Annotated in this window: 30 protein-coding genes; 25 read left to right on the forward strand and 5 right to left on the reverse strand. The window is 64.7% G+C overall.

All coding sequences use genetic code 11. The features are described from left to right. Positions 1-2: 2 nt before the first annotated feature. On the reverse strand, positions 3-596 hold the full coding sequence (locus D2V04_RS06205; protein WP_119512394.1) for a hypothetical protein: 594 nt from the start codon (positions 594-596) through the stop codon (positions 3-5). Between the two features lie 26 nt (positions 597-622). On the opposite strand from D2V04_RS06205, the gene D2V04_RS18180 reads away from it, so the two are divergent. From D2V04_RS18180 to D2V04_RS06235, 6 genes are all read left to right on the forward strand, one after another. Next, positions 623-2,737 (forward strand): phage terminase large subunit family protein, encoded by a 2,115-nt coding sequence (locus D2V04_RS18180; protein WP_228766283.1) that lies wholly within the window; start codon positions 623-625, stop codon positions 2,735-2,737. A 47-nt stretch (positions 2,738-2,784) separates the two neighbouring features. Beyond that, a complete protein-coding gene (locus D2V04_RS06220) occupies positions 2,785-4,665 on the forward strand; it encodes a phage portal protein (protein WP_119512395.1) in 1,881 nt (626 codons plus the stop codon). Continuing rightward, positions 4,662-4,844: a hypothetical protein gene (locus tag D2V04_RS17750; protein WP_147391783.1), complete on the forward strand. Its 183-nt coding sequence runs from the start codon at positions 4,662-4,664 to the stop codon at positions 4,842-4,844. The genes D2V04_RS06220 and D2V04_RS17750 overlap by 4 nt, the downstream gene beginning before the upstream one ends. Further along, positions 4,841-5,566, forward strand: coding sequence for a metallophosphoesterase family protein (locus D2V04_RS06225; RefSeq protein WP_119512396.1), 726 nt, complete (start codon positions 4,841-4,843; stop codon positions 5,564-5,566). Before D2V04_RS17750 ends, D2V04_RS06225 begins: the two co-directional genes overlap by 4 nt. Then, the gene (locus D2V04_RS06230; RefSeq protein ID WP_119512397.1) at positions 5,566-5,802 is read left to right on the forward strand and encodes a hypothetical protein; all 237 of its coding nucleotides are present in this window, start codon (positions 5,566-5,568) and stop codon (positions 5,800-5,802) included. The genes D2V04_RS06225 and D2V04_RS06230 overlap by 1 nt, the downstream gene beginning before the upstream one ends. 100 nt (positions 5,803-5,902) lie before the next feature. Then, positions 5,903-6,745: a phage minor head protein gene (locus D2V04_RS06235; protein WP_182849681.1), complete on the forward strand. Its 843-nt coding sequence runs from the start codon at positions 5,903-5,905 to the stop codon at positions 6,743-6,745. On the opposite strand, the gene D2V04_RS06240 is transcribed toward D2V04_RS06235, so the two are convergent. Continuing rightward, on the reverse strand, positions 6,742-7,032 hold the full coding sequence (locus tag D2V04_RS06240) for a 4-fold beta flower protein (RefSeq protein WP_119512399.1): 291 nt from the start codon (positions 7,030-7,032) through the stop codon (positions 6,742-6,744). The two genes, D2V04_RS06235 and D2V04_RS06240, sit on opposite strands and share 4 nt — an antisense overlap. 90 nt (positions 7,033-7,122) lie before the next feature. Here D2V04_RS06240 and D2V04_RS06245 point away from each other — a divergent pair, with 90 nt between their 5' ends. From D2V04_RS06245 to gp17, 11 genes are all read left to right on the forward strand, one after another. Next, positions 7,123-8,289 (forward strand): DUF2213 domain-containing protein, encoded by a 1,167-nt coding sequence (locus D2V04_RS06245; protein ID WP_119512400.1) that lies wholly within the window; start codon positions 7,123-7,125, stop codon positions 8,287-8,289. Between the two features lie 12 nt (positions 8,290-8,301). Further along, a complete protein-coding gene (locus tag D2V04_RS06250; RefSeq protein WP_119512401.1) occupies positions 8,302-8,754 on the forward strand; it encodes a structural cement protein Gp24 in 453 nt (150 codons plus the stop codon). An 11-nt stretch (positions 8,755-8,765) separates the two neighbouring features. Continuing rightward, positions 8,766-9,734, forward strand: coding sequence for a DUF2184 domain-containing protein (locus D2V04_RS06255; RefSeq protein WP_119512402.1), 969 nt, complete (start codon positions 8,766-8,768; stop codon positions 9,732-9,734). A gap of 10 nt (positions 9,735-9,744) precedes the next feature. Further along, a complete protein-coding gene (locus tag D2V04_RS06260) occupies positions 9,745-10,116 on the forward strand; it encodes a hypothetical protein (protein ID WP_119512403.1) in 372 nt (123 codons plus the stop codon). Positions 10,117-10,185: 69 nt separating this feature from the next. After that, positions 10,186-10,620: a DUF4054 domain-containing protein gene (locus tag D2V04_RS06265; protein ID WP_119512404.1), complete on the forward strand. Its 435-nt coding sequence runs from the start codon at positions 10,186-10,188 to the stop codon at positions 10,618-10,620. After that, on the forward strand, positions 10,607-10,966 hold the full coding sequence (locus D2V04_RS06270) for a hypothetical protein (protein WP_119512405.1): 360 nt from the start codon (positions 10,607-10,609) through the stop codon (positions 10,964-10,966). Before D2V04_RS06265 ends, D2V04_RS06270 begins: the two co-directional genes overlap by 14 nt. Next, a complete protein-coding gene (locus D2V04_RS06275) occupies positions 10,966-11,382 on the forward strand; it encodes a hypothetical protein (RefSeq protein ID WP_119512406.1) in 417 nt (138 codons plus the stop codon). The genes D2V04_RS06270 and D2V04_RS06275 overlap by 1 nt, the downstream gene beginning before the upstream one ends. Positions 11,383-11,525: 143 nt before the next feature. Continuing rightward, the gene (locus D2V04_RS06280) at positions 11,526-11,849 is read left to right on the forward strand and encodes a hypothetical protein (protein ID WP_147391784.1); all 324 of its coding nucleotides are present in this window, start codon (positions 11,526-11,528) and stop codon (positions 11,847-11,849) included. Positions 11,850-12,044: 195 nt separating this feature from the next. Then, on the forward strand, positions 12,045-12,563 hold the full coding sequence (locus D2V04_RS06285) for a hypothetical protein (protein WP_119512408.1): 519 nt from the start codon (positions 12,045-12,047) through the stop codon (positions 12,561-12,563). After that, entirely contained in the window at positions 12,563-12,889 is a 327-nt protein-coding gene (locus D2V04_RS06290) for a hypothetical protein (protein WP_119512409.1), read from the forward strand. The genes D2V04_RS06285 and D2V04_RS06290 overlap by 1 nt, the downstream gene beginning before the upstream one ends. A gap of 5 nt (positions 12,890-12,894) precedes the next feature. Beyond that, positions 12,895-13,308, forward strand: a complete 414-nt coding sequence (gp17, locus tag D2V04_RS06295) for a tail completion protein gp17 (protein ID WP_119512410.1) — start codon at positions 12,895-12,897, stop codon at positions 13,306-13,308. Between the two features lie 2 nt (positions 13,309-13,310). On the opposite strand, the gene D2V04_RS18415 is transcribed toward gp17, so the two are convergent. Together D2V04_RS18415 and D2V04_RS18185 are read right to left on the reverse strand one after the other, a co-directional pair. Beyond that, positions 13,311-13,577, reverse strand: coding sequence for a zinc ribbon domain-containing protein (locus tag D2V04_RS18415; RefSeq protein WP_119512411.1), 267 nt, complete (start codon positions 13,575-13,577; stop codon positions 13,311-13,313). Between the two features lie 19 nt (positions 13,578-13,596). Then, a complete protein-coding gene (locus D2V04_RS18185; RefSeq protein WP_228766284.1) occupies positions 13,597-13,968 on the reverse strand; it encodes a hypothetical protein in 372 nt (123 codons plus the stop codon). Between the two features lie 82 nt (positions 13,969-14,050). Between D2V04_RS18185 and D2V04_RS06310 the strand changes: the two genes are divergently transcribed. From D2V04_RS06310 to D2V04_RS06340, 8 genes are all read left to right on the forward strand, one after another. Continuing rightward, positions 14,051-14,509 carry a phage tail tube protein gene (locus tag D2V04_RS06310; RefSeq protein ID WP_119512412.1) on the forward strand — a complete coding sequence of 153 codons (459 nt, stop codon included), beginning with the start codon at positions 14,051-14,053 and terminating at the stop codon, positions 14,507-14,509. 1 nt (position 14,510) lies between these two features. Next, positions 14,511-14,966 carry a GTA-gp10 family protein gene (locus tag D2V04_RS06315; protein ID WP_119512413.1) on the forward strand — a complete coding sequence of 152 codons (456 nt, stop codon included), beginning with the start codon at positions 14,511-14,513 and terminating at the stop codon, positions 14,964-14,966. Continuing rightward, positions 14,947-15,120: a hypothetical protein gene (locus tag D2V04_RS17900; protein ID WP_182849682.1), complete on the forward strand. Its 174-nt coding sequence runs from the start codon at positions 14,947-14,949 to the stop codon at positions 15,118-15,120. The genes D2V04_RS06315 and D2V04_RS17900 overlap by 20 nt, the downstream gene beginning before the upstream one ends. Next, on the forward strand, positions 15,120-17,912 hold the full coding sequence (locus tag D2V04_RS06320; RefSeq protein ID WP_119512414.1) for a tape measure protein: 2,793 nt from the start codon (positions 15,120-15,122) through the stop codon (positions 17,910-17,912). The genes D2V04_RS17900 and D2V04_RS06320 overlap by 1 nt, the downstream gene beginning before the upstream one ends. 44 nt (positions 17,913-17,956) lie before the next feature. Next, a complete protein-coding gene (locus tag D2V04_RS06325) occupies positions 17,957-18,514 on the forward strand; it encodes a hypothetical protein (protein ID WP_119512415.1) in 558 nt (185 codons plus the stop codon). Continuing rightward, positions 18,514-18,912 (forward strand): DUF6950 family protein, encoded by a 399-nt coding sequence (locus D2V04_RS06330; RefSeq protein WP_119512416.1) that lies wholly within the window; start codon positions 18,514-18,516, stop codon positions 18,910-18,912. The genes D2V04_RS06325 and D2V04_RS06330 overlap by 1 nt, the downstream gene beginning before the upstream one ends. Further along, positions 18,897-20,936 carry a phage tail protein gene (locus D2V04_RS06335; RefSeq protein WP_147391785.1) on the forward strand — a complete coding sequence of 680 codons (2,040 nt, stop codon included), beginning with the start codon at positions 18,897-18,899 and terminating at the stop codon, positions 20,934-20,936. The genes D2V04_RS06330 and D2V04_RS06335 overlap by 16 nt, the downstream gene beginning before the upstream one ends. A 159-nt stretch (positions 20,937-21,095) precedes the next feature. Beyond that, on the forward strand, positions 21,096-23,861 hold the full coding sequence (locus D2V04_RS06340; RefSeq protein WP_119512418.1) for a hypothetical protein: 2,766 nt from the start codon (positions 21,096-21,098) through the stop codon (positions 23,859-23,861). Here the strand turns inward: D2V04_RS06340 and D2V04_RS06345 are convergent. Next, on the reverse strand, positions 23,855-24,892 hold the full coding sequence (locus D2V04_RS06345) for an SGNH/GDSL hydrolase family protein (RefSeq protein ID WP_182849683.1): 1,038 nt from the start codon (positions 24,890-24,892) through the stop codon (positions 23,855-23,857). The two genes, D2V04_RS06340 and D2V04_RS06345, sit on opposite strands and share 7 nt — an antisense overlap. Positions 24,893-24,915: the final 23 nt, after the last annotated feature.

Genomic DNA, 24,915 nt, shown 5'->3' on the forward strand with positions numbered 1-24,915 from the left:
ACTTAGGGATTCTCGAGGATGCGCATAGTCACCTTAATGAGTTCGATGGAATAGTGGAGTTCGGCTCCCCAAGAGCGATCGTCGGCGGGATGAAGATCCTCCGGCGATTCAAAGCAATCGGCGTAGAACTGCTCAACTTCCACAACCATCCCGTGCAGGTTCCCAAGAGACGCCATCTGATGGAAGTTGAGAGCTTTGCTGCGCTGAATAGCCTGATCGATAATCATGCGAGTGGCGCGAGAGTTCAGACCAAACTGCTTGATCGCCTCGCGGTACTCTGCCGGCATTGTCTTACTGTCAGTCGGTTCAAGAGCTTGAGCATGTTCAGCCGACTTCTGAAGTTTGCCCAGAGCGTCGGTGAGTATCTGAACCTCCCGGGACATCTCAATGTTGTGGTTCCGGTCGGCCACCCAAACCGCACCCGCCACAGTAGCTGTCGCGCCGGTCAGGGCGCCGAGGAAGGCCATTACCGGCTCCAGCGGAAATCCAACGCGGATCATCAGGGCAACGAAAATGCCCAGGCCGCCGGCGGCGGCTCCCATGATCAAGCAAGTGATGAGGTGGTCGCGTCCAGTCATGGCCGCGTTGTCATTCATTCCGCGCCGTGCCGCAAGCCGCGTCCGTGACTGCCACCCTCACCCCTAAGCAACGCGAAGCCAACCGCCTCCTTGCCGGCCCCGCCCGCAACATCATGCTCCGCGGCGGGTCTCGCTCCGGCAAGACGTTCCTCCTCGTCCGCGCCATCATCCAGCGTGCGATCAACGCCCCGAACAGCCGGCACGCGATCTTCCGCTTTCGCTTCAATCACGCGAAGACCTCGATCTGGTCGGACACACTGCCGAAGGTCCTCAAGCTGTGCTTCCCGGCCCTGCGCGTGCGGTTCGACAAGACCGACTTCTACGTCGAGCTGCCGAACGGGTCGCAGATCTGGATCGCGGGCCTCGACGACAAGGATCGGGTCGAGAAGATCCTCGGCCAGGAATACTGCCTCGATCCCTCGGCCCGTGTGTTGGCTTCGGACCTGACATGGGTCCGTGCCTCGGAAGTCGAGGTGGGGCGGGAGCTAATCGGCTTCCCCGAGGATCTCAATGGGCACATGAAGTTGATCCCGTCGACCGTGACGGCTGCTCGCTCCATCCGGACTCGCAGGCTGCGAGTAGTGACGAACAAGGGCGAGACGATCGTGTCTGCGTGTCACAAGTTCGTTGGCTATCGGGACGACCGCCGCACTCGAAACTTCCGGTCGCTGTCGTGGGTCCGCGCAGATGACTTGCGCCCCGGCGATAGCGTGCGTTTCGCCTGCCCCGTCTGGGATGAGGGCACAACAAAGGCCGATGGTTGGCTTGCTGGGATACTGGACGGCGAGGGCTGGGCGTCTGCTGGCAACGTCGGAGTGGCTCAAAATCCAGGACCCGTGCTCGATCAAATTCGCACGGAGTTTGATCGACTCGGCGTTGGCTACAAGGAGCACTTGGCAAAGGAGGGGTGCGCCAAAGTACAACCCGACAGTATCTGGTCTGCATTGCGCCTACTCGGGACCACGAGGCCGGTACGGCTGCTACCGAAGGCCCGATCTGTATGGGAGGGGAGGCGCGGCTTTGTTGCCCGAGGCTGCCGTTCCGGGCACGGCACAGGAACAAGGGCCAATCCCGAGGGCCGGCATGTTGCGCAGGTGACCCGCGTCGACGACCTTGGTGAAGGTGAGGTCGTCTCGCTGAGCACCTCAAGCAAGACGCTCATTGCGGACGGATTTTTAGGTCACAATTGCACGCTCTACTTCAACGAGTCCTCGCAGATACCGTGGGGCTCGATCGAGACGGCCATGTCGCGCCTTGCGCAGAAGTGCGCGCTCGCACCCGCGATCGCCACAGCGACAGGCCGAACACACCTCGCGCTGAAGGCCTACTTCGACTGCAATCCGCCGTCGAAGCTGCACTGGAGCTACCAGCTCTTCCGCGCGAAACTGAAGCCCGGCACGAAGGAGTCGCTGCCCGATCCGGACAACTACGTCGAGATGAAGATCAATCCCGACGACAACCGCGAGAATCTGCCGGAGGAATACTTCGAAGTGCTCGATGGCATGTCGTCGGCCAAGCGCACCAGGTTCCGCGATGGCGAGTGGGCGAGCGAGGTCAACGGCGCGCTGTGGTCGCTGGAGGATCGCAAGGCGGAGGATGGGCGCGCAATGCCCGGCATCGACGCCCTCAGGGTTACGGAAGCCGACGTGCCCGACTTCCGGCGCATCGTGGTCGCGGTCGATCCGAGCGGCACCAAGGGCGACGGAGGGGGAGACGACATCGGAATCGTCGTGGCCGCGCTCGGCGTGGACGGTCAAGGCTACGTGCTCGACGACGCCACTTGCCAGCTATCGCCTGAAGGCTGGGGCCGGCGTGCGGTCGACCTGTATCACCGGCGCCGGGCTGATCGCGTGGTCGGCGAGGCGAACTTCGGCGGCGACATGGTGCGCGCCATCGTCCAGAGCGCCGACCGCACCGTGTCCTACCGTGACGTGAAAGCGAGCCGGGGCAAGGTGGTGCGCGCCGAGCCGATCGCCGCGCTCTACGAGCAGGGCAAGGTGCACCACGTCGGCGACTTTCCCGACCTCGAGGACCAGATGTGCAACTTCACCGCGAACGGTTACGTCGGCGAGGGATCGCCTGACCGGGCCGACGCGCTGGTGTGGGCGCTGACCGAGTTGATGCTCGACGGCAAGACCAGCTCGCTCGATGCGCTGTGATTATCCGTCCGTAGCCTGAATAGACTGGAGTTAGCACACCCGACCCCATGGGCGTCGTGACAAACCTCCGAGATGGCCTGATCAACGCGCTCTCCGGCCGAGGCACGTCCATCGACCGCAGCCGCCACACGTTCTGGTGGTTCCAGCAGATGGACCCGACCCAGCTTCTCGCGGCCTATCGCTCTTCCTGGCTCATCTCCAAGATCGTCGACCTGCCCGCGCAGGACATGGTCCGCGAATGGCGCGAGTGGGAAGCCGAGGACGATCAGATCAAGGCGATTGAAGCCGAGGAAGAGCGGCTTGGCCTGAACAGCGCGATACTGACCGCGCTCGTGTTCGGGCGTCTCGGCGGCGGTGCGGTGCTGCTCGGCACGAACGCGGCCGACCTCTCGCAGCCCGTTCGCCCGGGTGAAAAGCTGGTCTACGTGAAGGCACTCTACAAGCACCGTCTCACGCCGGGCGAGATCGACTATGACCCGGCCAGCGATACGTTCGACGAGCCGCAGTATTTCACGCTGAGCGGGCAACGGGGCAGCGACCGGATCCACCCCTCTCGCTTGCTGATTTTCCGCGGCGAGCGCGTTCCGGACATGCTCGGCGGGCAACCCGCGAATGACTGGTGGGGGGATGCCGTCATCGATCGCGTCGACCGCGCCGTGAAGGATGCGCAGCGCGTGTCCGAGGGCTTTGCCGATCTCGTCGAGGAAGCGAAGCTCGACATCTACCGCATCGCCGGCATGACCGATCGGCTGCTGCAGCCAGGCGGCGACGATGCCATGCGCAAGCGCTTCGAGGCCACCGCGCTCGGCAAGTCGAATTACCGCGGCATCTTCCTCGACAAGGAAGACGAGTGGGATCAGCGCCAACTCACGTGGGCCGGGATGCCCGACATGGTGCGAGCCTACCTCTCGATCGTCGCAGGCGCGGCCGACATTCCCGCCACCCGCCTGCTCGGCAAGTCGCCCGACGGCATGAACAGCACCGGGGAATCGGACGAGAAGAACTACCGCTCCATGATCGCCACGCGGCAGAACATGGACTTGCGGCCGCAACTCGCCAAGCTCGACGCGATCATGCTTCCCGGGCTGGGTCTGCCGGCCGATCTCTACTGGAAGTTCAGCCCGCTCGATACGCCGACCGAGAAGGAGTTCGCCGAGATCGACAAGCTCGAGGCGGAGACGGCGAACAACCTCTCGCTCTCCGGCCTGGTGCCCGAGACGGCACTGGCAAAGACCGTCCAGCAGCGCATGATCGACAGCGGACGGTGGCCGGCCCTGAAAGAGGGGCTGGAGGAAGCCGAGCGCGAGGCGAACGCAATGCCCGAGGGCGACGAGGACGATCTTCTCACAGCGGAGGAGCGCACAGCACGAAGGGAGGTGATCGAGCAATCTGCCGGTGGCGGGACGAACGCGCCCGCCCGCCGTGCCGCGAACGATGCCCGATTCCTCGCCGACGCCGCGCCCAAGACGCTCTACATCGAACGCAAGCTGATGAACGCCGACGAGGTGATCCGCTGGGCGAAGTCGCAGGGCCTCGAAACCACCCTCGCCGCTTCCGACATGCACGTCACCATCGCCTACAGCCGCGCACCGGTGGACTGGTTCGCGGTCGGCACGGACTGGAGCGGCGACGAGAACGGCCACCTGCGCGTCCGCCCGGGTGGCCCGCGCGCCGTGGAGCGTCTCGGCGAAGGCGATGCGGTGGCGCTGATGTTCGCCGATGACCAGCTCGAATGGCGGCACAAGCGCATCGTCGAGGCTGGGGCGTCGTGGGATTGGCCGGAGTATCGGCCGCACGTCACGCTGACGTGGAAGGCCGAGGGCGTCAATGTGTCGACGATCGAGCCTTACACGGGGCCTTTGGTTTTCGGTCCAGAGCTGTTCAGCGAGGTCGACGAGGGCTGGCGCGGGAAGGTGAGCGAGGGATGAGCACCGTCCGCGAGCGCCGCCGAGCAGCCCTCAGGGTGCTCAGTCGCTTCCAGTTCGAACGCGGGCTGCCCGAATGTCCGCTGCGCATCGAGCGCCGGCCTGATCGCACGATCGCCCTGATAGGCACCGCTCCGGATGGTCGCGAGTATGGGGTCGGCTATTCGGCGGCGCGGTTATGACCCGCACCTACGCCATTGCGGACCTCCACGGCCGCTTCGACCTTCTCTGTCGCGCCATCGACTTGATCGAAGCCGACGCTGGCGACGCGGGCGGGAAGTTCGTCGTCCTCGGCGACTTTGTCGACCGGGGTCCGCAGAGTCGCAACATCATCGACCTGCTGATGGCAGGGCCGCAGCGTCCTAACTGGGACTGGGTCGTGCTGCAGGGCAACCATGAGGCCATGATGCTGGAAGCGCTGTCCACGCCTTCCCCGCAGCTCATGCGCTGGTGGGTAGGCAACGGCGGCGGACAGACGCTGGAATCCTACGGCTACCGGAGCGGTGACGATCTCCTGCCGCTCCGGGTCCCGGTCGAGCACATGGAGTGGTTGCGCGCACTGCCGATCTATCACGAGGATGGCTGGCGCATATTCGTGCATGCTGGCGTTCCGTTCGATCAGCCGCTCACCGAGGCCAAGCCCGAAACCCTCCAGTGGATGCTCTATCCCGGCGACGTCGATCACGACGATGCCGAGTTTCATCCCGACGAGCAGCATTGCAGCGGCAAGCATATCGTCCACGGCCACCACCAGTCGGCGTCGCACCCGCTGCTTAAGCGCCATCGGACGAACCTCGACAGCTTCGCGTGGAACACCGGGCGTTTGGCCGTCGCAGTCTTTGAAGACTACTATCCCGCGCCGGCACGGATCATGGATGCGCTTGGCCCATCGGCGGCACGCTAATGCCCTCCCTCCACCTCCTCCGCGACCACACCCTCGCCGACATTCCCGCGCACCTCCGCCGCGCCGCCGACCGCGCCGAGGAAGACCCGCTCCAGGCCGCGATCCTGCTCACGGTTGACGAGGACGGCGAAGTCGAGACCTACGGATGGGGCCGCACCGACGCGCCGCAAACCCTCGCCACGCTGCACATCGCCGCTCACAAGCTGACCCGGAGCATGGCCGATGGCGAGCTTTGACCTCCCCGCGCTCGCTCGCCGGCAAGGCATCAGGCGCGACCTTACAATCCGCCCACCCGAGCCGACACAGGCCCATGCGCAGGAACTCGCGCGGCTCTACATGCCGATCGTTCGGGCGTGGCAGGAGAACATCGACGCGATCATGGCGGGCCACACCGTGCCGACACTGGACGGGACACGATTTACGATTGGCGTTTCGACGAAGGAAATCACCTCGGAAGCCAGCATTTCTGCGGGTTTGAGCCACGATTTACGCTCTGAGGAAATCACCCTTTCTGACGCACCGGCCGACCAGCAAGCAGCCATCGACCGCACCGCCGAAGAAGTGTCGCGCCTCATCGTCGCATTCGGTGCCGGGGTCGAACGCCTAGCCGTCTCGATCGAGAAATGGCACCGATCGAAGTGGATCGCAGGCGTGAAGGCCGGCACGGAGGTCGACCTCTCGACCGTGCTGACCGCGCAACCCGTGCGCGAGACGCTGGAGGCGTGGATCGCGCGCAACGTGGCGCTCGTCACCGATGTCAGCGACCAGGCGAAGGGCCGCATCTCCGACGCCGTGTTCCGGGCCTACCAGAACCGGACGCCGACGCGCGAGCTGGCGCGGGAACTGCGCGAGGCTGTCGGCATGGCGCGTGCCCGGTCGATCAGGATTGCCGCGGATCAGAACACGAAGCTGAGCGGCGCGCTGGATGCCGAGCGCATGGCGGAGGCTGGCGTCGAGCTCTGGAAATGGCGCCACAGTGGGAAGCGTCATCCGCGCGAGCAGCACCGGGCGCGCAACGGCAGGATCTACCGGCTTGGATCGAACAAGCGGGCGAACGCTGACGGCACCGTCATGAAAGGCGGCGAGACCATCGCGTCGGGGGATGCGCCGAGCGAGCCGCCTTGGTGTGGGTGTCGGCGGCAGGCTTATCTGGCGATTATGGGTGAGGTCGAACGTTAGAAGACGTCTTCATAGCCCATCTTGGGCATGCGAGGCATGCGAGGCATAGGCGGGATCGGCGGTATTGGCGGAATTGGTGCGATCTTGGGAATCCGCGGCATCTTCGGCATCGCCGTGGTCTTGCGCATCACGTACGCGCCGTCGATCAGTTCACCCAGATATTTGCCGTCGTGACCCCACACTTCGTTGCCATCAACATACCCGCGGTAGTTGCCTTTGGCGTCGAAGAGGTTGCCGTTGTTGATGTAGCCTGCCCACTGGCCGCCCGAGCGAAAAATGTGAGACATACGAATCTCTCCCCCTAATTTGCTCCCGGGGCGTTTGTGCCAGCTACCGTCCGTAGAAGCAATTGCTCCGCATGAGGCACACCGCGCACCATGTTCCTCGCGGATCGCCTCACGCTCGATGCCCCCAAGCGCACGAAAGACGGCTACATGGCCGTCCGCGCCCGCGTCGCACGCACAGGTCTCTACGACTACGCCGGCTACGAAGTTGACCCCGAGAACAAGCACGGCCTGCGCGACAAGGCCGTGGTCAAGGTCTTTCGCCCCGGCGACGAGGTGTTCAACCGCGAGAGCATCCACAGCTTCATCGGCAAGCCGATCACGAACGACCACCCGCGCGAGGGTGTGACGGCCGACAACTGGCGCGATCACGCCCGCGGCACGATCATGGGCGCGGTGCGCGACGGCGAGCACGTCGCCTTCGACCTGCTGCTCACCGACAAGGAAGCCATCGCCGCCGTCGATTCCGGCAAACGCGAGCTTTCGAACGGTTATGCCACCGACCTCGATTTTACTCCCGGCACGCATGACGGCATCGCCTACGACGCCGTGCAGCGCTCGATCCGCGGCAATCACGTCGCCCTGGTCGACCGCGGACGCGCCGGATCCAGTTGCGCGATCAAGGACGGCCTGCCCGTCTGCGACGCCATCACCGCCGACAAGCTCGACAGGCTCAAGGCATCCCTCACCAACGACCGAAAGGACGGCACCATGCCGCATACCCTCATTGTTGACGGCCTGCAGGTGCCGAACGTCTCGGACGAGGCGAAAGCCTGCATCGAGAAGCTGCAGGGTCAGCTCAAGGACACGGCGGAAGCGAAGGACAAGGCCCTCGCCGACGTCGCCACCCTCACCACCGAGAAGCAGCAGCTCGACGCCAAGGTGACCACGCTCGAGAAGCAGGTCGCCGACGCGAAGATCACGCCGCAGCAGATGCGCGACGCCGCGAAGGCCTATGCGCAGGTCTGCGACAAGGCCAAGGCGCTCGGCGTCACCGTGTCCGACGAAATGGACGAACCGGCGATCATGAAGGCCGCTGTCTCGGCCAAGATCGGCGATGCCGCGAAGGATTGGAACGACGCGCAGATTGCCGCCTCGTTCGCGACGCTGACGGCGGACGTGAAGGCCGGTGCGACTGTGCCGCACGGGATCATACAGCCGCTGGCCACTGACGCAGCCGGCATCGAGGCCAAGGCCTTCGAGGACTCGGTCAGCAACCTCAATGCATGGCGCGACAAGCGCGACGCGGCCGCGGCTTAAGGAGAAACGAACATGCCTGCTCTCCAGACCTCCTACGACCTCAATCAGCCTGCCGGCTTCCCCGGCATGCACGCCGACATGCGCGAATGGGATGCCGGGACGAAGACCGCCAGCGCGGTCATCGCCTTTGGCGCACCAGTCGAGCGGGACGGCGATGAAGGCTGCAACCCGCTGACCACCGGCGAATACATCGGCATCGCCGCCATCCGGCGCGTCACCAGCGGCACCGGCGACACCTACGGCGTTGGCGACAACGTCCCGGTCGCCGACGAAGGCAACTGGTTCGGCATTGCTGGCAAGGCGATCGCTGCCGGGACCGCCCTCAACTGGGATTCGGCGAACCTTCGCTGGACCGACGCCGCGGTGGCTGGTGCCATCTACGCTGTCCCGCAGGCCGAGGCTGAAACAGCCGCGACCGGCGCCGATGCCATCTTCAAGGTGCGGCTGCGCCGCATCCCGTCCTGAGGGGAACGAGAATGAACATGCAGACTCATCAGTTCAACGACGCGGCGGCCTTCAACTTCGTCATCGCGCAGGCCTATACGATCAATCCGCGGGCCTACGAGACGAAGTTCCCGGAGCTGCCGTGGAACGAACTGGTCTTCGTCGACACTTCGGCCCCGGAGTGGACGCCGGGCATCGTCACCTTCATCTCTTCGACTGCCGGCGCGGCTCGCTGGTATTCGGGCGGCGCGAAGGACGTGCCGAAGGCCGATGTCACCATGGACAAGGTGCAGAACGCCGTCCACATGGCCGCGATCGGCTACGGCTACGATCTCGAAGAGGTCGGTCAGGCGCAGCTGCTCGGCATGAACCTCGGGACGCGGAAGGCCACTGCGGCTCGCCGCGCCTACAACGAGTTCATGTGGAACGTTACGCAGGTTGGCGATGCCGCCAAGGGCCTTAACGGCCTCATCAACCAGTCCGGCGTAACGGCGGGAACGGCGCCCGCCGACGGCACCGGGTCCGTGACCACCTGGTTCGATGCTGGTGGCAATCCGACGAAGACCCCCGCGCAGATCCTGCGGGACTTCAACAGCGTCGTGATCGGGACCTACATCGGCAGCAACACGGTCGAGATGATCGACACCGTCCTGCTTCCGTTCGAGGTACTGGCATGGCTCGGAGTGACGCCGATCAGCGACACGAACAGCGAGACCATCCTCTCGTACATCATGCGGAACAACTTCTACACGCAGCAGACGGGGCGTCAGCTCACGATCCGCGGCGTGTTGGGGCTTGATACCGCTGGTGCCGGCAGCACGCGCCGAATGGTGGGCTACGCCAACCGCGAGGACGTGGTGAGCCTGCACCTGCCGATGCCGCACCGCTTCCTGCCGGTCTACCAAGATGGCCCGACGAACTTCGAGGTTCCCGGCATCTTCCGCACCGGCGGCGTCGATGTGCAGCGTCCGGGTGCCTTCCGCTACCTGGACGGGATCTAAGGAGGTCGACATGGCAAAGCACACCATCACCAACACGTCGGGCGGCCCCCGCATGGTCAATACGACCACCGGAGCCGTCATGCTGAAGGCCGGCGAGACGCGCGACGATCTGGAGCTTTCCGACGCCGAGCTCAAGTCGGCCAAGGGAACTGACTGGTTCGCCTTCGGTGCCAGAGCGGCAAAGGCAGCGGCTGCGGAGCCTGTCAATGCGGGCGATCTCGACGCGCTGACGAAGCAAGTCGCCGCCCTCACCAAGCAGGTCGAGGACAGCAACACGGCCAAGGTGGAAGCCGAGAAGAAGCTCGCCGACGCCGAGAAGGAAAACGCCGCCCTCACCAAGCAGGTCGAGGAACTGACGAAGCCGGCCGACAAGAAGTCCTGACGGTCAACCTCCCGATCGTCACGCATAGGGGCGGGCCTGAGCGCCCGCCCTTTTTCATAGGAGGCCACGTTGGCTTACACCGCGCCCACCCGAGCCGACTTCATCGAGGTCTTTCCGGCCTTCTCCGCCGTCACCGATGCGCAGTACGACTTCTGGAGCGCGGCAGCGGTGCGCGTGACCGAGCCCCTGCAATCCTGCCTCGGCGACAGCATGGACCTCGCTACGATGCTCGCGACGGCGCACTACTTGTGCGAGCAAGGCATCGGCACCGGCGCGGAAAGCGAGATGGCCGCACAGGGCATGGGCGGCTTCACGCGGATCAAGTCTGGCTCGCTCGAGCTACAGCGCGGCGAAGGTTCTGGCGGGTCTGCGGGCAAGTGGGCCTCGACTAGCTACGGCGCGCGGTTCGTGGAGCTGGCGGGCGGGTGCGTCAGTGGCCCGGGCGTGGCGCGGACGGGCACCCTTCCCTGCTATGCCGGGAGGTGGCCGCATGGGGTTGCTTGACGGCGGCGTGACGGCGATCTTCGGGGCGGCGTTCGGGGGCTTCTACCTGGACGCGACCCTCCACGCCGGCACTGGCGAGCCGATCTATGATCCAGTCACCGGTGCAGTCATCGGCTACACGGGCGGCGACACGGCATGTAAAGCGCAGGTGGACGCCGCGACAGACGCGATGAGGCGAGCAGACGGCTACGCGGAGGGCGACGCGCGCATCATCGTGCTCGCGCAGGGTCTCCCGGCGATCACTTCCGACAACGAGATCACCGTGCGCGAAAAGCGCTGGCGGCTCCTCTCGGCCGAACTCGACGCTGCGGCCTCGCATTGGGTTTGCCGCGCGAGAGCCGTCTGATGCCAATCAAGTTCCGCGGCGCGGACAAGCACCTGAGGCGGCTCAAGGCGATGGGTCCCCGTGCTGAGAAAGAGGCATCTCGCCTAGTCTACACGCTCGCCGATATGCACGTAGCCGAGGCATCGCACCTCATCACCGAGGGGGCCGTCTCAGGCGCGAACCATGTGCCGAGCGCGCCGGGCCAGCCTCCGAACGAGGACACGGGCGACTTGCGACGCTCCGGCCACGTCGAGAAGCTGGGGCCGTTCAGGGCCAACTCCGTGTTCGACGCACCGCATGCCCTGCCGCTGGAGTTCGGCACGAGCAAGATGGCAGAGCGCCCATTCGCTAGGCCGGCAGCAAAGACCGTGCGCAAGGAAGGCGAGGCTTTGGCCAAGGCCGCTGCCAAGCGCATCAGCAAGGGCGGCACGCTATAGCCCGTCCGTAGCGCTGCGATGTCTCACGCGTATGGTGGCGCGGCTCAGAGGGCAGGCCAGCGAGCATCCGCCGACGTGATATTCCGGCGCGTGCATCCTCGGTTCCGGCGAGCGCCACCAACCATTTGCGAGAAGGAATCGCTATGCATGTCATTGCTAAGATGAATGTCACCTCAGTGGAGGACTACGGCGTCAGCCGGAAGATCAACTTCCGCTGCGTCTATGACAACGGGATCAACACAGGCGACCACCCCGAGAATCAATCATTCACCAAGGCGACGCCGAGCGGCGAAGCGTGGATGACGGTCGACAACAAGGCAGTCTGGCCGGCGTTCAAACTACCCGGCGGCGAAGAGGAGAACTGGCGACCAGCATCTCAGCACTACGTTGTGTTCATCGACGCCAAAGAACATTCGCTCGACGATGTGCACCGCGCGCTGGCGGCGCTGGCCCGTGATCCCGCGTAAGTGGAAAGAGCGCGAGGTCGAGCAAACCGCTCGGCCTCACCCACACCCGCGCTGGCCGGGGTTGGTCGAAGAATACCCCACGCCCGTTTCCACCCCAGACGGCGATCCCGAACCGCTAGATCGCATGTTCGCCCGTCCGTAGCGGCTCGCCCGATCTGACGCTTACCTGCCGTCGATCAGGCAAGGAGCCCCGACATGCCCGCTGGCGTTCACGCACAAATCCGCCTCTCTGTCGCGGCCTCGCTCACCGGAGCGAATGACCTCGGCAGTCCGAAGCTGCGGCTCGACGACATCACCGAGGCGCTGGAACTCACGCCTGGCGCCGACGCGCTGGACAAGGCGGACCTGCTGTTCGCCGACGCACGCACCCTCGCCGCCTCGGCAAGCGAAGATCTCGATCTCGCCGGACTGCTCACCGATGCGTTCGGCGCGACCATTACGGCCGCCGAGATCGTCCTGATCTACGTTAAGGCAGCGGCGGGCAACACGAACAACGTCACGGTCGCCCCTGCTGCGGCCAACGGCTTCAACGGCCCGTTCCTTGCCGCAGGAGACGGCGTGGCGGTGAAGCCCGGCGAATATTCCGTGTTCGTCAGCCGCACCGGTTGGCCCGTCACTGCGGGCACTGGCGATTTGCTCACCATCGCGAATAGCGGCGCCGGCACCGGTGTCGACTACGATATCGTGGTGATCGGCCGCACCGTCGCCGCGTAATGGTCTGGGCCCGCTTCTCCGAGGTCTACAACCACCGCTGGCCGTCGCGGGCGATGTCGGAATACCGTCATGACCGCGGCGTGGACGGCAAAGGCCTCTATTCCGTGAAGCGCGAGGTGCTCGAAGCTGCCCGCGCTGCAGGGAAGGCGACAGAGGCGAAGAAACCCGCTAAGCCCGCGCCCGATGGGCCTGAGCGTAACCCGGCTGACAGCGTGGATGACCGCGATCTTGCGGCGGGTGGAGACGACGCATCCGGAGACGAACTGGAATCTGTTCGCCGCCCTCGGCTCGGTGTTCGTTTTCCCAAGCCTGATAGCGCCGGATAACGACGATGGGGATTTCCCCGACAGTCCACGCCCGGCAGACGATCCTGGCCGCGCTGAAAGCTGACGCGGCCGTCACTGCGCGCATCCCAGCGGCGCGGCTCTATCCTGCGAAGACGCCGAACGCGCCGGTCAAGCCCTTCGGGCGCTACGGCACCGCGACCAGCGAGCCCGATCGGTATTCGTGCTGGCGTGGGGGTGATGTCTCGGGCGCCTATCATGTCTTTGCAGGCGTCGATGCAGCGGCGGGCATCTACGATCCGGAGCAATGGGTAGGCGACACGGTGGACGCAGTTGCCGAAGCGATCGACGGCATTGAGGATTGCTATGTCGTGCGCACACAGGTTCTGCCCGACCCGGAAGAGGCGGACGTGTGGCACGGCGTGATCTTCTGGGAGATGAAGGCGCTGGCTGAGGCCTGAGCCTAACCCACCACGCTTCCGCAATATCGGCACTTTCTCGCCTCAGCCTTGATGGTCTCCGCGCATTGCGGACACTTTCGCAACTCGCCGCCCTGGAGTCCCGCTCGCTCGATCCTGCTCGTGTCCGCTGGCATCACAAAGGCGACGAGAAGCCCGAGCGGTCCGAGCAAAAACCCGATCAGGCCCCACGCACAGCCACTCCGCCCCTTGCTGTTTGCAACAGCGTAGGCGGCGGCTCCGCAGACCGCCCAAATTAACAGAAACTCCATCGCCCCCTCCGCGCATTCACTACCGCAGCCCAAACTGCGACTTCTGGATCAGCTCGCCGTTCTGGAACATGACGCTCGCGTTTGCTCCGAGCGAGCCCTCACCTTCGAATTGATACATCGCAGTGTGGACGCCTGCGAGTTCGGACTCTGATATAAGCTTGCCGCCTGATCCCACGATTTCCTGCACCTCTGCGTGCGACATACCTGTGCGCAGCGCACTGAACTCGGCGAGTGTGATCCGATCGGCCACCGCGTCGTGCTGCTGACGAAGCACCGCCGTCTCGCGCGACAGCCTCTCAGCAGCCGCGTCCGACGTTTCGAATTGAGTTGCCAGATAGCCAATCCCGGCAATCGGGACGGCAGCAAACAACAACCAAGCCCACTTCGGCATACCTCTCCCCCTTTCCGTCCGTAGAGACTGCCCCGCACCCCCGCCATTGTCCCGCCAACAGCACCAGCGGGGATATCCGACGATGGCTTTTACCACCGGGAGAATCAAAGGGAACTACGCCGACATTTTGTACGGCGACGGCGCTGATCCCGAGGCCTTCACCCAGCTTTGCGGCATCAACACGCGCGGGCTGAATATCACCTATGCCAGTGCTTTCGAGACCGAGGATTGGGATTGCGAGGACCCTGAGGCGGTCGCGCAGACCATCCGCGAGGTTGGCGCGCAGGATTGGTCGATCACCGGCTCCGGGCTCTACAACCGCGCGCAGATGTCCGCGATCCGCGGCCTCATGGGGACTTCTCAGAACTGGCGTTTCGCCCTGGATGAGCCCGGCGCGCCCGCTGTCGCGATCGATGACGGCTATTGGGGTGGCCCCGGGTTCATCTCCAACTTCGAAGTGACCGGCAACAACGGCGAGTGGACGCAGGTTTCGATGACCATCACCGGGACTGGCCTGCTGGCGTGGACCGACGCTGCCTGACATGGAACTCGGCGTCACCGAGGCTTTTGGCGACGGCAAGTACCACTTCAAACTGACGTGGACTGGCTGCGCTGCCGTCGAGAAGGCGGCGGGCGGCGTGCCGTTCGAACGGCTCGTGTGGCGCTTCTACGAGCATCAGGCTGGTATCGCCGAAATCGAGGCCGTCATCCGACAGGGCCTTCTGGGGGGCGACGGAGGCGAGGTTCGCGAAGAACCGGTGAAGCTCAATACCGCCATGGTCGACGACCTTGTGCGCGCATACGTGACCGGCCCGGATCGCCGGCCGATCATTGAAAGCCGCAAGCTCGCCGCAGCGATCGTCATCGCCGCGTACCAAGGCTACGAGCCTGCGCAGACCGACGCAAAAAAAAGCCCGAGGAGCCGGAGAACGGCCAAGCCTGATCGACATCGGTCAGGTCCTCGCGAATTGCGCGATGATGAACATCCCGCCGAGTGAGGCGGAAAAGCTCGCCCTCTATGAATACCAGGCGCTGTTTCACAACTGGCAGCTCGCCCACGAAACCGAGGAAACCCTCGAGCCCCCGTCCATCGAAGAGACTCTGGAGCGTCGCGCCCACCTGGAGGCGCGCGGAATTAAGGTGCTGCACTGATGCCGACAGCAGATGAAGTGATCGTCGAGTTTGAAGCGCGGATCGGCAAATACGAGGCCGACCTGAAGCGCGCTCAGCGAGAGTTCGAACGCTCGACGGGGGCACAGCAGACCCGGATGCAGCAATTCGAGCGCCAGATGCGCGCTTCTTCCGGGCAGATCGGTAACGCGCTGAAGGGCCTTGCCGCCACCTTCGCGGCGGCGTTTTCGGTGCGTGAGGTCGCGCGCATCTCGGACGCCTACACGCGGCTACAGAACAACCTTCGCGTGGCGGGGCTGGAGGGTGCGGCACTCGCCGATGTTCAAGCAAGTCTGCTGGACATCTCTCAGCGCTACGGCGCGGACCTCGAAGGCCTGACACAGGTGTTCCTCCGTGCGAGCATGGCGCAAAAAGACCTTGGCGCGTCCACCTCGCAGATCGTCCAGCTCAACGAGATCATCGCCGCCTCGCTCAAGGTGACGGGGACGAGCGCGGAGCAGGCCAGCGGCGCGCTCTTGCAGCTTGGTCAGGCACTCGGCTCGGGCGTTGTCCGCGCCGAGGAATTCAACTCCATCCTCGAAGGCGCCCTTCCCCTCGCGCAGGCTGCTGCGCGTGGGATCGATGGCTACGGCGGATCCGTATCGAAATTGCGCGCCGCCATTGCGGAAGGCGAGATCACCTCGAGGCAATTCTTCGAGGGCGTCCTTCGCGGGGGTGTGCAGACGCTGACCGACGCCGAGAAGGCTACGCTCACACTTTCGGGCGGGTTCACCGCACTCACCAGCGCGTTGACGGTCTACATTGGCGAGGCCGACAAATCGAGCGGAGCCTCGGCGGCTGTGGGCGAAGCGCTCAAGACGCTGGCGGACAACCTCGACATCATCATTCCCGCGCTGGCGACGATCGCCGCCACTCTCGGTGTCGGCTATGTGGCCGCCGCTGCCCGGGCCACTGCGGCGAACATCGCCCTTGCGGGTTCGGCAGCTGGTGCAGCCCAAAGCATGGGCGCTATGGGCGCTGCGTCGTTCGCGCTTCAGGCGCGCTTGGCCGGTGCCGCGACGACGACCGAGGCACTGGCATTCGCGATGCGCGGGCTTTCCGGTGCAATCGCAACTCTCGGCCTGTCTGCGGTCGTGATCGGCCTCGGCTACCTCATCACTGAATTCGAAAGCGCGGAGGCGGCGGCGGCGCGTCTGCGCGGTGAAACCGACGCGCTTGCGAAGACCAACGATACGCTGGCGGCCCGGCTTCAAGAGGCCGGCGTCAAGGTCGGTAACCTTGGGACATTCGCCGATCAGGCGGCAGGGAAGATTGATGGTCTGTCTGGCTCGATGGGCACCGCGATCGGCGTGGCGACCAACCTGATAAACACGCTGAACAGGCTCGACTTCCTCGAAACCGGTGCCGAAATCGCCCGGCTGAACAGGCAGAAGGAGTTCATCCGCAACCCCAACCCGGCTGCTGGCCCGGCCGAGGCTGGGCAGGCGCTCTACAACCTGCTCGGCATCAATCAGCGCGACGCAGAAGTCGCTGAGATCGATCGCCGGATTGATGAACTGATGCGCGGGCTTGAGTTGCGAACGGCGGCGGCGAAGGCAGGCCTCGATCCAACAGGCGCGGGTGGCGGCACAGGCGGCACGGCGGGCGCTACGACTAAGCCGGAGAAGGGGCGGACTGGACCAACCGGCCCCACGGCTGCCGAAATCCAAGAGCGCTTCGCGTCCGAAATGGCCGCTTACGCTCAGCAAACATGGTCGGCCATGCGCTCGACTGCCACCAGCGCGGAGGAGCAGGCTGAACTCGAACTGCGCGGGGTGGAACTGGCACAAAAGCGGACCCTCGAGTCTATCGCTGCCGATGCCGACTATAGCGAGGCTCAGAAGAGCCTCCTCGCCGCGCAAGTCGAAATCCTCGCCCAAGCCGAGCGCGAGGCCATCGCGTTCACCAAGAGGGCGCAACTCGAGCAAGAGGCGCAGGAGCTCGCATCGGAGCGATATCAGGCGGGTCAGGAAGCCCTGCGCCTCGAGTATGATCTCGCCCGAACGGAAGGCGAGCGCCGCTCGATCGCCCTCCGTATTCTGGAGGCCGAGGACGCTTACCTTCGCGCGAAGCTCGAGGCCGTGCTCGCCAGCGAAACCGCAACCGACGCGGAGCAAGAGCGAGCGCGTATCGCGCTGGCCTCGCTGGAAAACACGGCTGATGCACGGCGCAGGGTAACAGAGCGAGCGCATCAAGGGCCGCTTGGCCGGTACGCCGACAGCATGGCCGATCCCGCCACGCGCGTCGAGGAAGCCGTCGCCCGCAAGCTGGAATCGGTCAATCAGGGTATCAGCGACGCCCTCTCCGACGCGCTCGGCACGGACGACCAGTTCGTGAAGGACCTGTTCTCGATCTTTCTCGATCAGGTGATCTTCCGTCCGCTGGCGGAGGCGCTGGACCAGGCTGGCGGCGGCAACCTGCTCGGGGGCCTGTTCTCGTCCGTCACCGGGGCGATCTTCGGCGGCGGCAAGGCGATTGGCGGCCCGGTGCGAGCAGGAATCCCTTACGAGGTCGGCGAGAGCGGCCGAGAACTGTTCGTGCCCCAGCAGAACGGCGTCATCGTGCCGAACCACCGGCTGACAGCGCAGAACGGCACTACCGTCATCAGTTCGCCCAAGTTCGATCTACGCGGCGCGGTAGTGACCGCAGAGCTCTACGCCGACATGGAGCGCATCTCGCGCGCCAATGCAGCGCAGGCGGCAGGCAAGGCCTATCAGCAGTCGATGAAAGACGCGCCTGGCCGAGTGCAGAGTGCCCAGCGCTACGGCAGGTGAGCCCGTCCGTATAATCCACCGCGCCTGCGCGCCACGACATCGCCATGGCCGTCAACCGCGTCTCATGGCTCCTGCGCATCGACAGCGACCCGGTCTGCTACCTCTGGACCGGATTCGGGCCGCTTGAAACACCTGCCGACGCCGTAGACCCCGCTGGCGCGACATGGCTCGGTGCCGGTCACATCATCGGCATTCCGGGGCTACAGGCGCTCATCAACGGCGTCGCGGATCGCGTGAACTTCACCCTCTCCGGCGTCTCGCCCGAAACCCTGCGACTGGCGCGCGAGGACAAGGCCAGCGTCAAGGGCGCGCAGACGCGCATCGGGCACGTCGTGTTCGATCAGGACTGGCAACTCGTCGGCGGCATCACATGGGAGTGGCTTGGCATCGCCGACGCCCTGCGCGTCGAAAGCCGTCATTCCGATGACGGCCGGGTGCGCTCGATCATCCTCATGGTCGGCGGTGCGGACACGTCCCGGTCGAACCCGCGCTTCACGTTCTGGACCGATGCGAGCCAGCGCCTTCGCTCACCTACTGATGCGTTCTGCGATCACGTCGCGATGATCTCGCAGGGCGTGACGCGCCGGTTCGGGCCGCGCTGATGGATCTCGGCGAATACCTCGCAGCGGCGCGCGCGAAGCATTGGGAATGGCGCCTGCATGACTGCACCGCCTTCCCTGCGATCTGGGCGGGGCTAGCCGACGCCCTGCCCACCTATGCCGACGAGGCCGAAGCCGAGGCGATGCTGCACGAGGCTGGTGGCCTCGTGCCACTGTGGGATCGCGCCGCCGAGGGCCGCGCCGATGAAGTCGCACTGACCGAGCTCGAGCCGGGCGACGTGGGCGTCATCGAGTTGATGGGCGTCGATGCCCGCGCAGTCGAATGCGGCGCGATCTGGACTGGTCGGCGCTGGGCGTTCGTACCCGCCACCGGTGGCATTGCCGCAGTCAGCGCGCCGACTGTCCTCAAGGCGTGGAGGCCACGATGCCTCAGGCCATAGCCGCTCAGCTCGTCGCGTGGGGCGTCAGCCAGGCGGTCGCCTCGATCGCCGCTTATGCCATCACCACGGCGGCGACCTACTTCGCGTCCGGACTGCTCCGAGGCAGTCCGCCCAAGCCCGATGCCTCCGAGCGCGAGCACAAGAGCCCGACCCCGCCGCGCATCCACGTTCTCGGCGCGCGGCGGGTGTTCTGGTCGCTCATGCTCTACACGAACACCAGCGACAGCGAGACGGTGGACGTGGGCGCGTTCTGCGAGGGCCCGATCAACGCCGTCCTGCAACCCTACCTCAACGACGACAAGGTGACGATCTCGGGCGGCTTCGTGCAGCAGCTCTCGGACGGCAGCTACGACGATAACAAGGTGCTGGCGGGCTACAACCTCGGCGCCAATCCGAACACCGCGCATGCCGCCGTGGTCAGCCGGGTGCCGCCGTGGACGAATAACCACCGCGGCGACGGCATCGTCTCGGGCTACCTCATCAAGACCGGCGTGAAGGGCGAGGACTTCCTCGACATCTACCCGCAGGGCGACAACGTGACGATGAGCCTCGCGGTGCAGGGGCACTTCTGCCACGACCCGCGCGATCCTGGCAGCGATCCCTACAATCCCAGCACATGGACCTACACCGAGAACGCGGTGCTCCACTATCTGTGGTTCAAGACCGTGTTCATGGGCAACGACTACGCGGCGAAGATCGCGCCGGTCGAGCAGATGTGGATCGACGCAGCGAACGACTGCGACATAGCGATTCCGCTCGCTGCCGGCGGAACCGAGCCCAAGTACCGCGCTGCCATCATCTTCCCGGCGGATGCCGACCCGGTGCAGGTCGACGACATGATCCGCAGCACCTTCGACGGGTGGAGCGCGGTCGACGAGAACGGCTGCATCAGGGTCCATTCCGGCAAGCTCTACGAGCCGACGGTCAGCGTCGGGCCGGATCAGATCGTCGACTACGAGCTGCAGGAGTTTGTCGAGGACGAGAACCGGCTCAACGAGATCATCACGCGCTATGTCTCGGCGGCGCACGACTACAACGAGGTCGAGTGCCAGCCATGGCGTGACGACAGCGACATTGCCGAGCGCGGGAAGGTGGTCTCCACCACCGTCGAGCACCAGGTGCCCTCGCATACGCAGGCCCGGCGTCTCGACAAGCGGCAGATGGCGCGGGTCAATGCGCCCCAGCGCGGGCGAGTGCGGACGGTGTTCTCGGCACGTGAGGCGCTGGCCGAGCGCTACATCAACCTGACGATCGAGGAGGCCGGGACCGTGTTCTTCACCGGCGCGGTCGAGGTGATCGGCGGCGAACGCGACAGTGAGACAGGCGGCGCGATAATCGAATGGGTCGCGGTCGACGAGAACGTGGACGCATGGAACCCGGCAACCGAGGACGGTCAACCCGCACCCACGGCCGCGAAATACTACCTGCCGCCACTGACCGCGCCGACGATCGCCACCGCCGTTGCGCAGATTGACGGCTCCGGCACTTTCGCGCGCATCGCGGTGACGTTCGATCCCATCAGCGCCGCGGCTCCGACTTGGTTCGTGCGGTGGCGCATCGACGGCGAGGCGTCCTACGTCGAGCAGGAGGTTACGCCGAGCGGTTCGACATTGCTCACAGGTGCCGTGCCTGCGGACGAGATGATCGACGTGGGAGTGGCCTACAATTCGGGCGGGCGATTCTCGGGCTGGTCGGCCGACACGACCATCAGCACCTCCACTGCGAACCTCGCGCCCGCCGCGCCGAGTGAGGTGACATCGACCGGCGCTGCCGGTGAGGCCGAAGTGACTTGGCGCAATCCATCGAGTGCTAACCTGAGCTACGTGAAACTGTTCCGCAACACAGCCGACGACTTCGGCACGGCTGCAGATGTGTCAGGCGAGATCGTCGGCGGCTTGGGTCAGGTCATGAGCGTAGTCGACGGCGGTTTGGCGCCTGGCACATACTGGTGGTGGGTCGTAGCCTACAATGCGAACGAGATCGCCTCCGCGCCGGGCGGTCCCGCTACCGCGACGGTGGCGTGATGGCGATCCAGTTCAAGCGAATAGCCGGCGCAGTGCGGCAGAACGGGAAACTCGTGCCGCTTGAGGAGGGCGAGGCAGTGCCGGAGCCTGCGCCTCCTCCACCTCCGGAGGGATAGGCCGTCCGTAGCGAGTAGTGCCCGTTGCGAGCCACACCGCCGCATGGCCTTCATCTTTCCGGCACACATCTTCGACCCCAAGAGGGTGACGGCGCGGGTGGTTCAGTCGGTAGTGTCCGGCGGCGTTGCTCTCAACGGCGAAGAGGACGTCATTGCAACCGATGGCGGCGGCCGGTGGGAGATCACGTTCGAAGGGATCAACCTGACCTCTCCAGAGAAGGTTCGCGCATGGGAGGCGTGGGAGGGGTATCTCGGTCGCGGGACCGTCGATTGCCTGGTGCCACTCTTGTCGCTCGCCTACGCAAATCGGCCGCAGACTGGCGGCAAGCCGGTGCGGGTTCCGCAGTTCGTCACCGACAACAACCTATGGCCCGAATCTGCTGGATATGCCGATCCCTACATCGTCGCGATCGCGGGGCAAGCGGCCTCGATGCGGGCCACCACGCTGCACATCGAAATCACCGCTGGGGCCGCACTCGAGGGAGGTGAGAAGTTCAGTTACAACGGGGCGGCTTATCGGGTCATCCGGGCACTCGGCGACAATTTGTTCCAGATCGAGCCGCCGCTACGTGAGGCGATCCCGTTTGGTGCCGACCTGAATTTCGATTGGCCCACCACGCTCTGCCGCTCTGCCCCTGGCGAAAGTTGGTCGCCCACCCTGAGTCTCAGTCGCTTCGGCGAGGTGACGATCCGCTTCCTTGAGAACGCGTCCGCAATCGGTGATGCCGGACAAATCGCGCTCGACGCGTCGAAGAACGTGACTAACCATTTCACGCTGCCCGGCGATGGGATGGAGCCCAACAAGATATATCAGAACACCACCGGCCTTCCGGTGTCGGCGCAGGCATTCCTGACTTCCGGCCTTATGCCGATCACGGATGCCATGCGCGCCACTGGCTTCACCATGTCGATCGACGGTGCGGCGCCGAATTGGCTGATGAACGCGGCGCGAGTGAATTTCTACAGCGCCAGCGCCGCTGCCGACTTCATTAGTTCGGTCACGGCCGGAGTAACACTAAGCGCAGACCTGCGAACCCTGACTGTGGCAGCAGCCTCGATCCCGGCCGCCGCCACGCACTTCGGGACGAACCTGAAATGGGCGCAGGGCATTCCCTCGCTGGTGTTTGCCAGCTCGAACGTCATTCCGACTGGCGCGGAGATCGAGCTGGCAAAAGCGGTGATGGTGAACTCCGGCACTTCGGCCGCCGCTCTCAGTCCATACGGCACTCCAAAGACCAAGGAATCCATCTCGACGGCACCCGATCTCGCGACCGGCGAGTTCGTTCTGTGCCAGCAAGGCTACGCCAGTTACATGCGCAAGCCGTGGAAGAGCGGCAAGCACATCGTCCAGAAGGTCGACTACAGCCCGGAGAGCCGCGACTACAACAACACCTATCAGTTCCGTTCCGTCGTTCAGATCGACGCCGCGACGCCGGCGCCGCTGACGCCGGGCGCGTTCGCTGCGAACTACAGTGGCACCGGCGCCAGCGCGAACACTTTTGCCGTGCAGTCGGATTGCCATCCCGCGTACAAGATCAACGGCATGTTCATGGGCGGCGCGCACGGCATCACGTCGAGCCTGGTCACCTCAACCGCGCACGGCAAGTCGAATGTCGACGTGGGCTCGATCTGGTCCGTGGGCGGTACAAGCTACATGCTGACCGGCGTCTATGACGCGAACCGGCTGTTCCTGACCGCCCTGAACACCGGCACGGAAACGGAATGGTCCATCAGCGGCGATACGCTTACATCGGGAACGGCCACGCATGTCTCGGATGCGACGAACACGGCGGACTTCACCATTTCAACCGGCATTCTGGCCTACCTCTATCCAGCGACTGCGTTGGTCGATCAGCAGGTTAGGGTTCAGGGCGGCCTGAGGCTCGTTGCTGACGGGGTCTACACCGTGACCGAACGAGCGCAGGCCGTGACGTACCGAATTCCGAATGCGGCAGGCGTACTTGACGCGATTGCTGCCGATGTCGGCTCCTCCGAGCAGTTCGACTACAACAACCCCGCACTGCCGATGCAGCTTCAGCTCGACCTGCGATGGAATGATGATGCGTGGGCCAGCTCGGTGACGCATCAGGTGACCGCGCTTCAGGACCATCACTGCGATTCCTCATGGCCTACGCAGTGGCAGGCGATCAATGCGCGATCCAGCGCCAGCGAAACGCTGCACTTCATCATCCCAGGCACAGTGCCTTGCGGTGCCGCGCTCGATCATAGCGGCACCGTCCGCGACTTCGGAACTTGGAATGACATCACCGCCAACACCGAGGAATACTACCATGACGCAGCCGTGTGGGAGGGTGCAAACTGGTGGGCTGACGGCATCCAGCGTGCGGCACTCGTCGCTGGTTATGGCGTCAAGGATTCGGGCGGCAACTGGCTACGTAAGTTCATCATGGCCCGGTCTCGCATCCAAGGATGGACAGCAGAGAACAACCCCACGATTTCACACTTCCTGTCGACCTTCAACAAGGCCTACGCAGTCAGCCGGTGGAACGAAGATGTCGAGGCGGGTGACGTGCGGTCCGTAGTCGCGGGTTATGGCTGGATGGATCCGGCCTTCGACCCGCTCGCTGACATCAATTTCACCTTTCCTCTCGGCGGTGGCAGACATGAATGGATCTGGCACGCCACTGCGCCAGTTGCCGGTTACAGCGTGCCTAAGCGCTCCGACCTGGCCGGCAAAAAGGTCGAGATCGTCTGCCGCTCTGCGAGTTGCAGCGTGATCGTCGGCAGTGGCGGAGGGATCACGGTTACCACGAGCGGCGAAGGCGGTTTCACCGCGCTCGTCTACTGAAGATCGTCCCGGACCTGCCGCGCGAAGTGACGGCCGAGCAATTGATTGCCTTGGTCCGAGGGATGCACCGTATCCATAATCAGGCCGCTAGCGCGCGCAGAGCTATACGCTCCAAGCACATCGCGAACTTCAATGACTGACAGGCCGAGTTCCCGAGCAAGGCCTTTCTTGACTGCGGCGTTCGCGAGGTGACGCTCCGATCCAGCGGCGTCCTGGGTCCCTCCGAACGCGTTGTGCTCGACCAGGTAGGTTTGCATTTCGGGCGCGCCTCTATGCGCTGCCTGGATCACTTTTCGCAGCCCCGCCTCATGAGTGGCCGGCGTATCGTCGCGCCAGTCGTTCGTGCCGGCATTCAGCAAGAACACATCGGGCAGCAGGGCGGCAAACCATTGCGTGCGCAACTCGCTGTCTTGAGCAGCAACATCGGCCAATTTGCGACCGCCGCGAGCCATGTTGACTACGACGAGACCGGGCTCATCGGACAATAGGAGCGCGCCAAACGCGGTCACGTTGCCGCTTGCGCTGCACTGGATACTTCCGCGGACATCGATCCACCCGATGCCACTTCCGGAAGTATCGGCAACGCCTCCATTCCCGCATGTCAGCGTGCCGCCATCCGGCTGTGCTCGATAGAATATCCGAGCCTTGTCCCACCCTTCCGGTCCAGACCACGCGAAGGTTCCTCCATCGCTCGCCGCGATCCCTTCGCCGTCCAGCGAGCTGCTGCCATGGGGCGTATTGAGATGGAAAGGTCTGAAGGTGCCCCCGTATTTGAAGTCAGCGCCATGCTCTTCGGCGCCGCGCTCAGAGAACGACGCCCACCCCGGCCCGCCATCACCAAGCTCCCCGACCAGCTCCTGCCGGAAATAGCGGCGCCAGTCCGTCCCCCCGGCCCCATCCGTCAGGCTGTCGATTCCCGCTACAACAACGGTGTACGGGGCGAGATCGGATTGGACGGGATTCTTCGCGGCGGTTGCCTCGGAGCCTTCCTGATAGACCCAGGCCGTTGCAGCTCCGCCGAGCAGAAGCACTGCGAGACCAGCGCCCACCAAGA

The sequence above is a fragment of the Pelagerythrobacter aerophilus genome (genome assembly GCF_003581645.1).
In the GTDB taxonomy this organism is placed as follows: Bacteria; Pseudomonadota; Alphaproteobacteria; order Sphingomonadales; family Sphingomonadaceae; genus Pelagerythrobacter; species Pelagerythrobacter aerophilus.

Coding starts and splice junctions, on each gene's coding strand:
- D2V04_RS06235 (WP_182849681.1), top strand. CDS start 5,903: ATGCCGATCGTTCGGGCGTGGCAGGAGAACATCGACGCGATCATGGCG.
- D2V04_RS06320 (WP_119512414.1), top strand. CDS start 15,120: ATGCCGACAGCAGATGAAGTGATCGTCGAGTTTGAAGCGCGGATCGGC.
- D2V04_RS06230 (WP_119512397.1), top strand. CDS start 5,566: ATGCCCTCCCTCCACCTCCTCCGCGACCACACCCTCGCCGACATTCCC.
- D2V04_RS06280 (WP_147391784.1), top strand. CDS start 11,526: ATGCATGTCATTGCTAAGATGAATGTCACCTCAGTGGAGGACTACGGC.
- D2V04_RS06310 (WP_119512412.1), top strand. CDS start 14,051: ATGGCTTTTACCACCGGGAGAATCAAAGGGAACTACGCCGACATTTTG.
- D2V04_RS18415 (WP_119512411.1), bottom strand. CDS start 13,577: ATGGAGTTTCTGTTAATTTGGGCGGTCTGCGGAGCCGCCGCCTACGCT.
- D2V04_RS06225 (WP_119512396.1), top strand. CDS start 4,841: ATGACCCGCACCTACGCCATTGCGGACCTCCACGGCCGCTTCGACCTT.
- D2V04_RS17750 (WP_147391783.1), top strand. CDS start 4,662: ATGAGCACCGTCCGCGAGCGCCGCCGAGCAGCCCTCAGGGTGCTCAGT.
- D2V04_RS06205 (WP_119512394.1), bottom strand. CDS start 596: ATGAATGACAACGCGGCCATGACTGGACGCGACCACCTCATCACTTGC.
- D2V04_RS17900 (WP_182849682.1), top strand. CDS start 14,947: ATGAACATCCCGCCGAGTGAGGCGGAAAAGCTCGCCCTCTATGAATAC.
- D2V04_RS06335 (WP_147391785.1), top strand. CDS start 18,897: ATGCCTCAGGCCATAGCCGCTCAGCTCGTCGCGTGGGGCGTCAGCCAG.
- D2V04_RS18185 (WP_228766284.1), bottom strand. CDS start 13,968: ATGCCGAAGTGGGCTTGGTTGTTGTTTGCTGCCGTCCCGATTGCCGGG.
- D2V04_RS06340 (WP_119512418.1), top strand. CDS start 21,096: ATGGCCTTCATCTTTCCGGCACACATCTTCGACCCCAAGAGGGTGACG.
- D2V04_RS06285 (WP_119512408.1), top strand. CDS start 12,045: ATGCCCGCTGGCGTTCACGCACAAATCCGCCTCTCTGTCGCGGCCTCG.
- D2V04_RS06325 (WP_119512415.1), top strand. CDS start 17,957: ATGGCCGTCAACCGCGTCTCATGGCTCCTGCGCATCGACAGCGACCCG.
- D2V04_RS06260 (WP_119512403.1), top strand. CDS start 9,745: ATGGCAAAGCACACCATCACCAACACGTCGGGCGGCCCCCGCATGGTC.
- D2V04_RS06255 (WP_119512402.1), top strand. CDS start 8,766: ATGAACATGCAGACTCATCAGTTCAACGACGCGGCGGCCTTCAACTTC.
- D2V04_RS06315 (WP_119512413.1), top strand. CDS start 14,511: ATGGAACTCGGCGTCACCGAGGCTTTTGGCGACGGCAAGTACCACTTC.
- gp17 (WP_119512410.1), top strand. CDS start 12,895: ATGGGGATTTCCCCGACAGTCCACGCCCGGCAGACGATCCTGGCCGCG.
- D2V04_RS06240 (WP_119512399.1), bottom strand. CDS start 7,032: ATGTCTCACATTTTTCGCTCGGGCGGCCAGTGGGCAGGCTACATCAAC.
- D2V04_RS06220 (WP_119512395.1), top strand. CDS start 2,785: ATGGGCGTCGTGACAAACCTCCGAGATGGCCTGATCAACGCGCTCTCC.
- D2V04_RS06270 (WP_119512405.1), top strand. CDS start 10,607: ATGGGGTTGCTTGACGGCGGCGTGACGGCGATCTTCGGGGCGGCGTTC.
- D2V04_RS06245 (WP_119512400.1), top strand. CDS start 7,123: ATGTTCCTCGCGGATCGCCTCACGCTCGATGCCCCCAAGCGCACGAAA.
- D2V04_RS06290 (WP_119512409.1), top strand. CDS start 12,563: ATGGTCTGGGCCCGCTTCTCCGAGGTCTACAACCACCGCTGGCCGTCG.
- D2V04_RS06330 (WP_119512416.1), top strand. CDS start 18,514: ATGGATCTCGGCGAATACCTCGCAGCGGCGCGCGCGAAGCATTGGGAA.
- D2V04_RS06250 (WP_119512401.1), top strand. CDS start 8,302: ATGCCTGCTCTCCAGACCTCCTACGACCTCAATCAGCCTGCCGGCTTC.
- D2V04_RS06275 (WP_119512406.1), top strand. CDS start 10,966: ATGCCAATCAAGTTCCGCGGCGCGGACAAGCACCTGAGGCGGCTCAAG.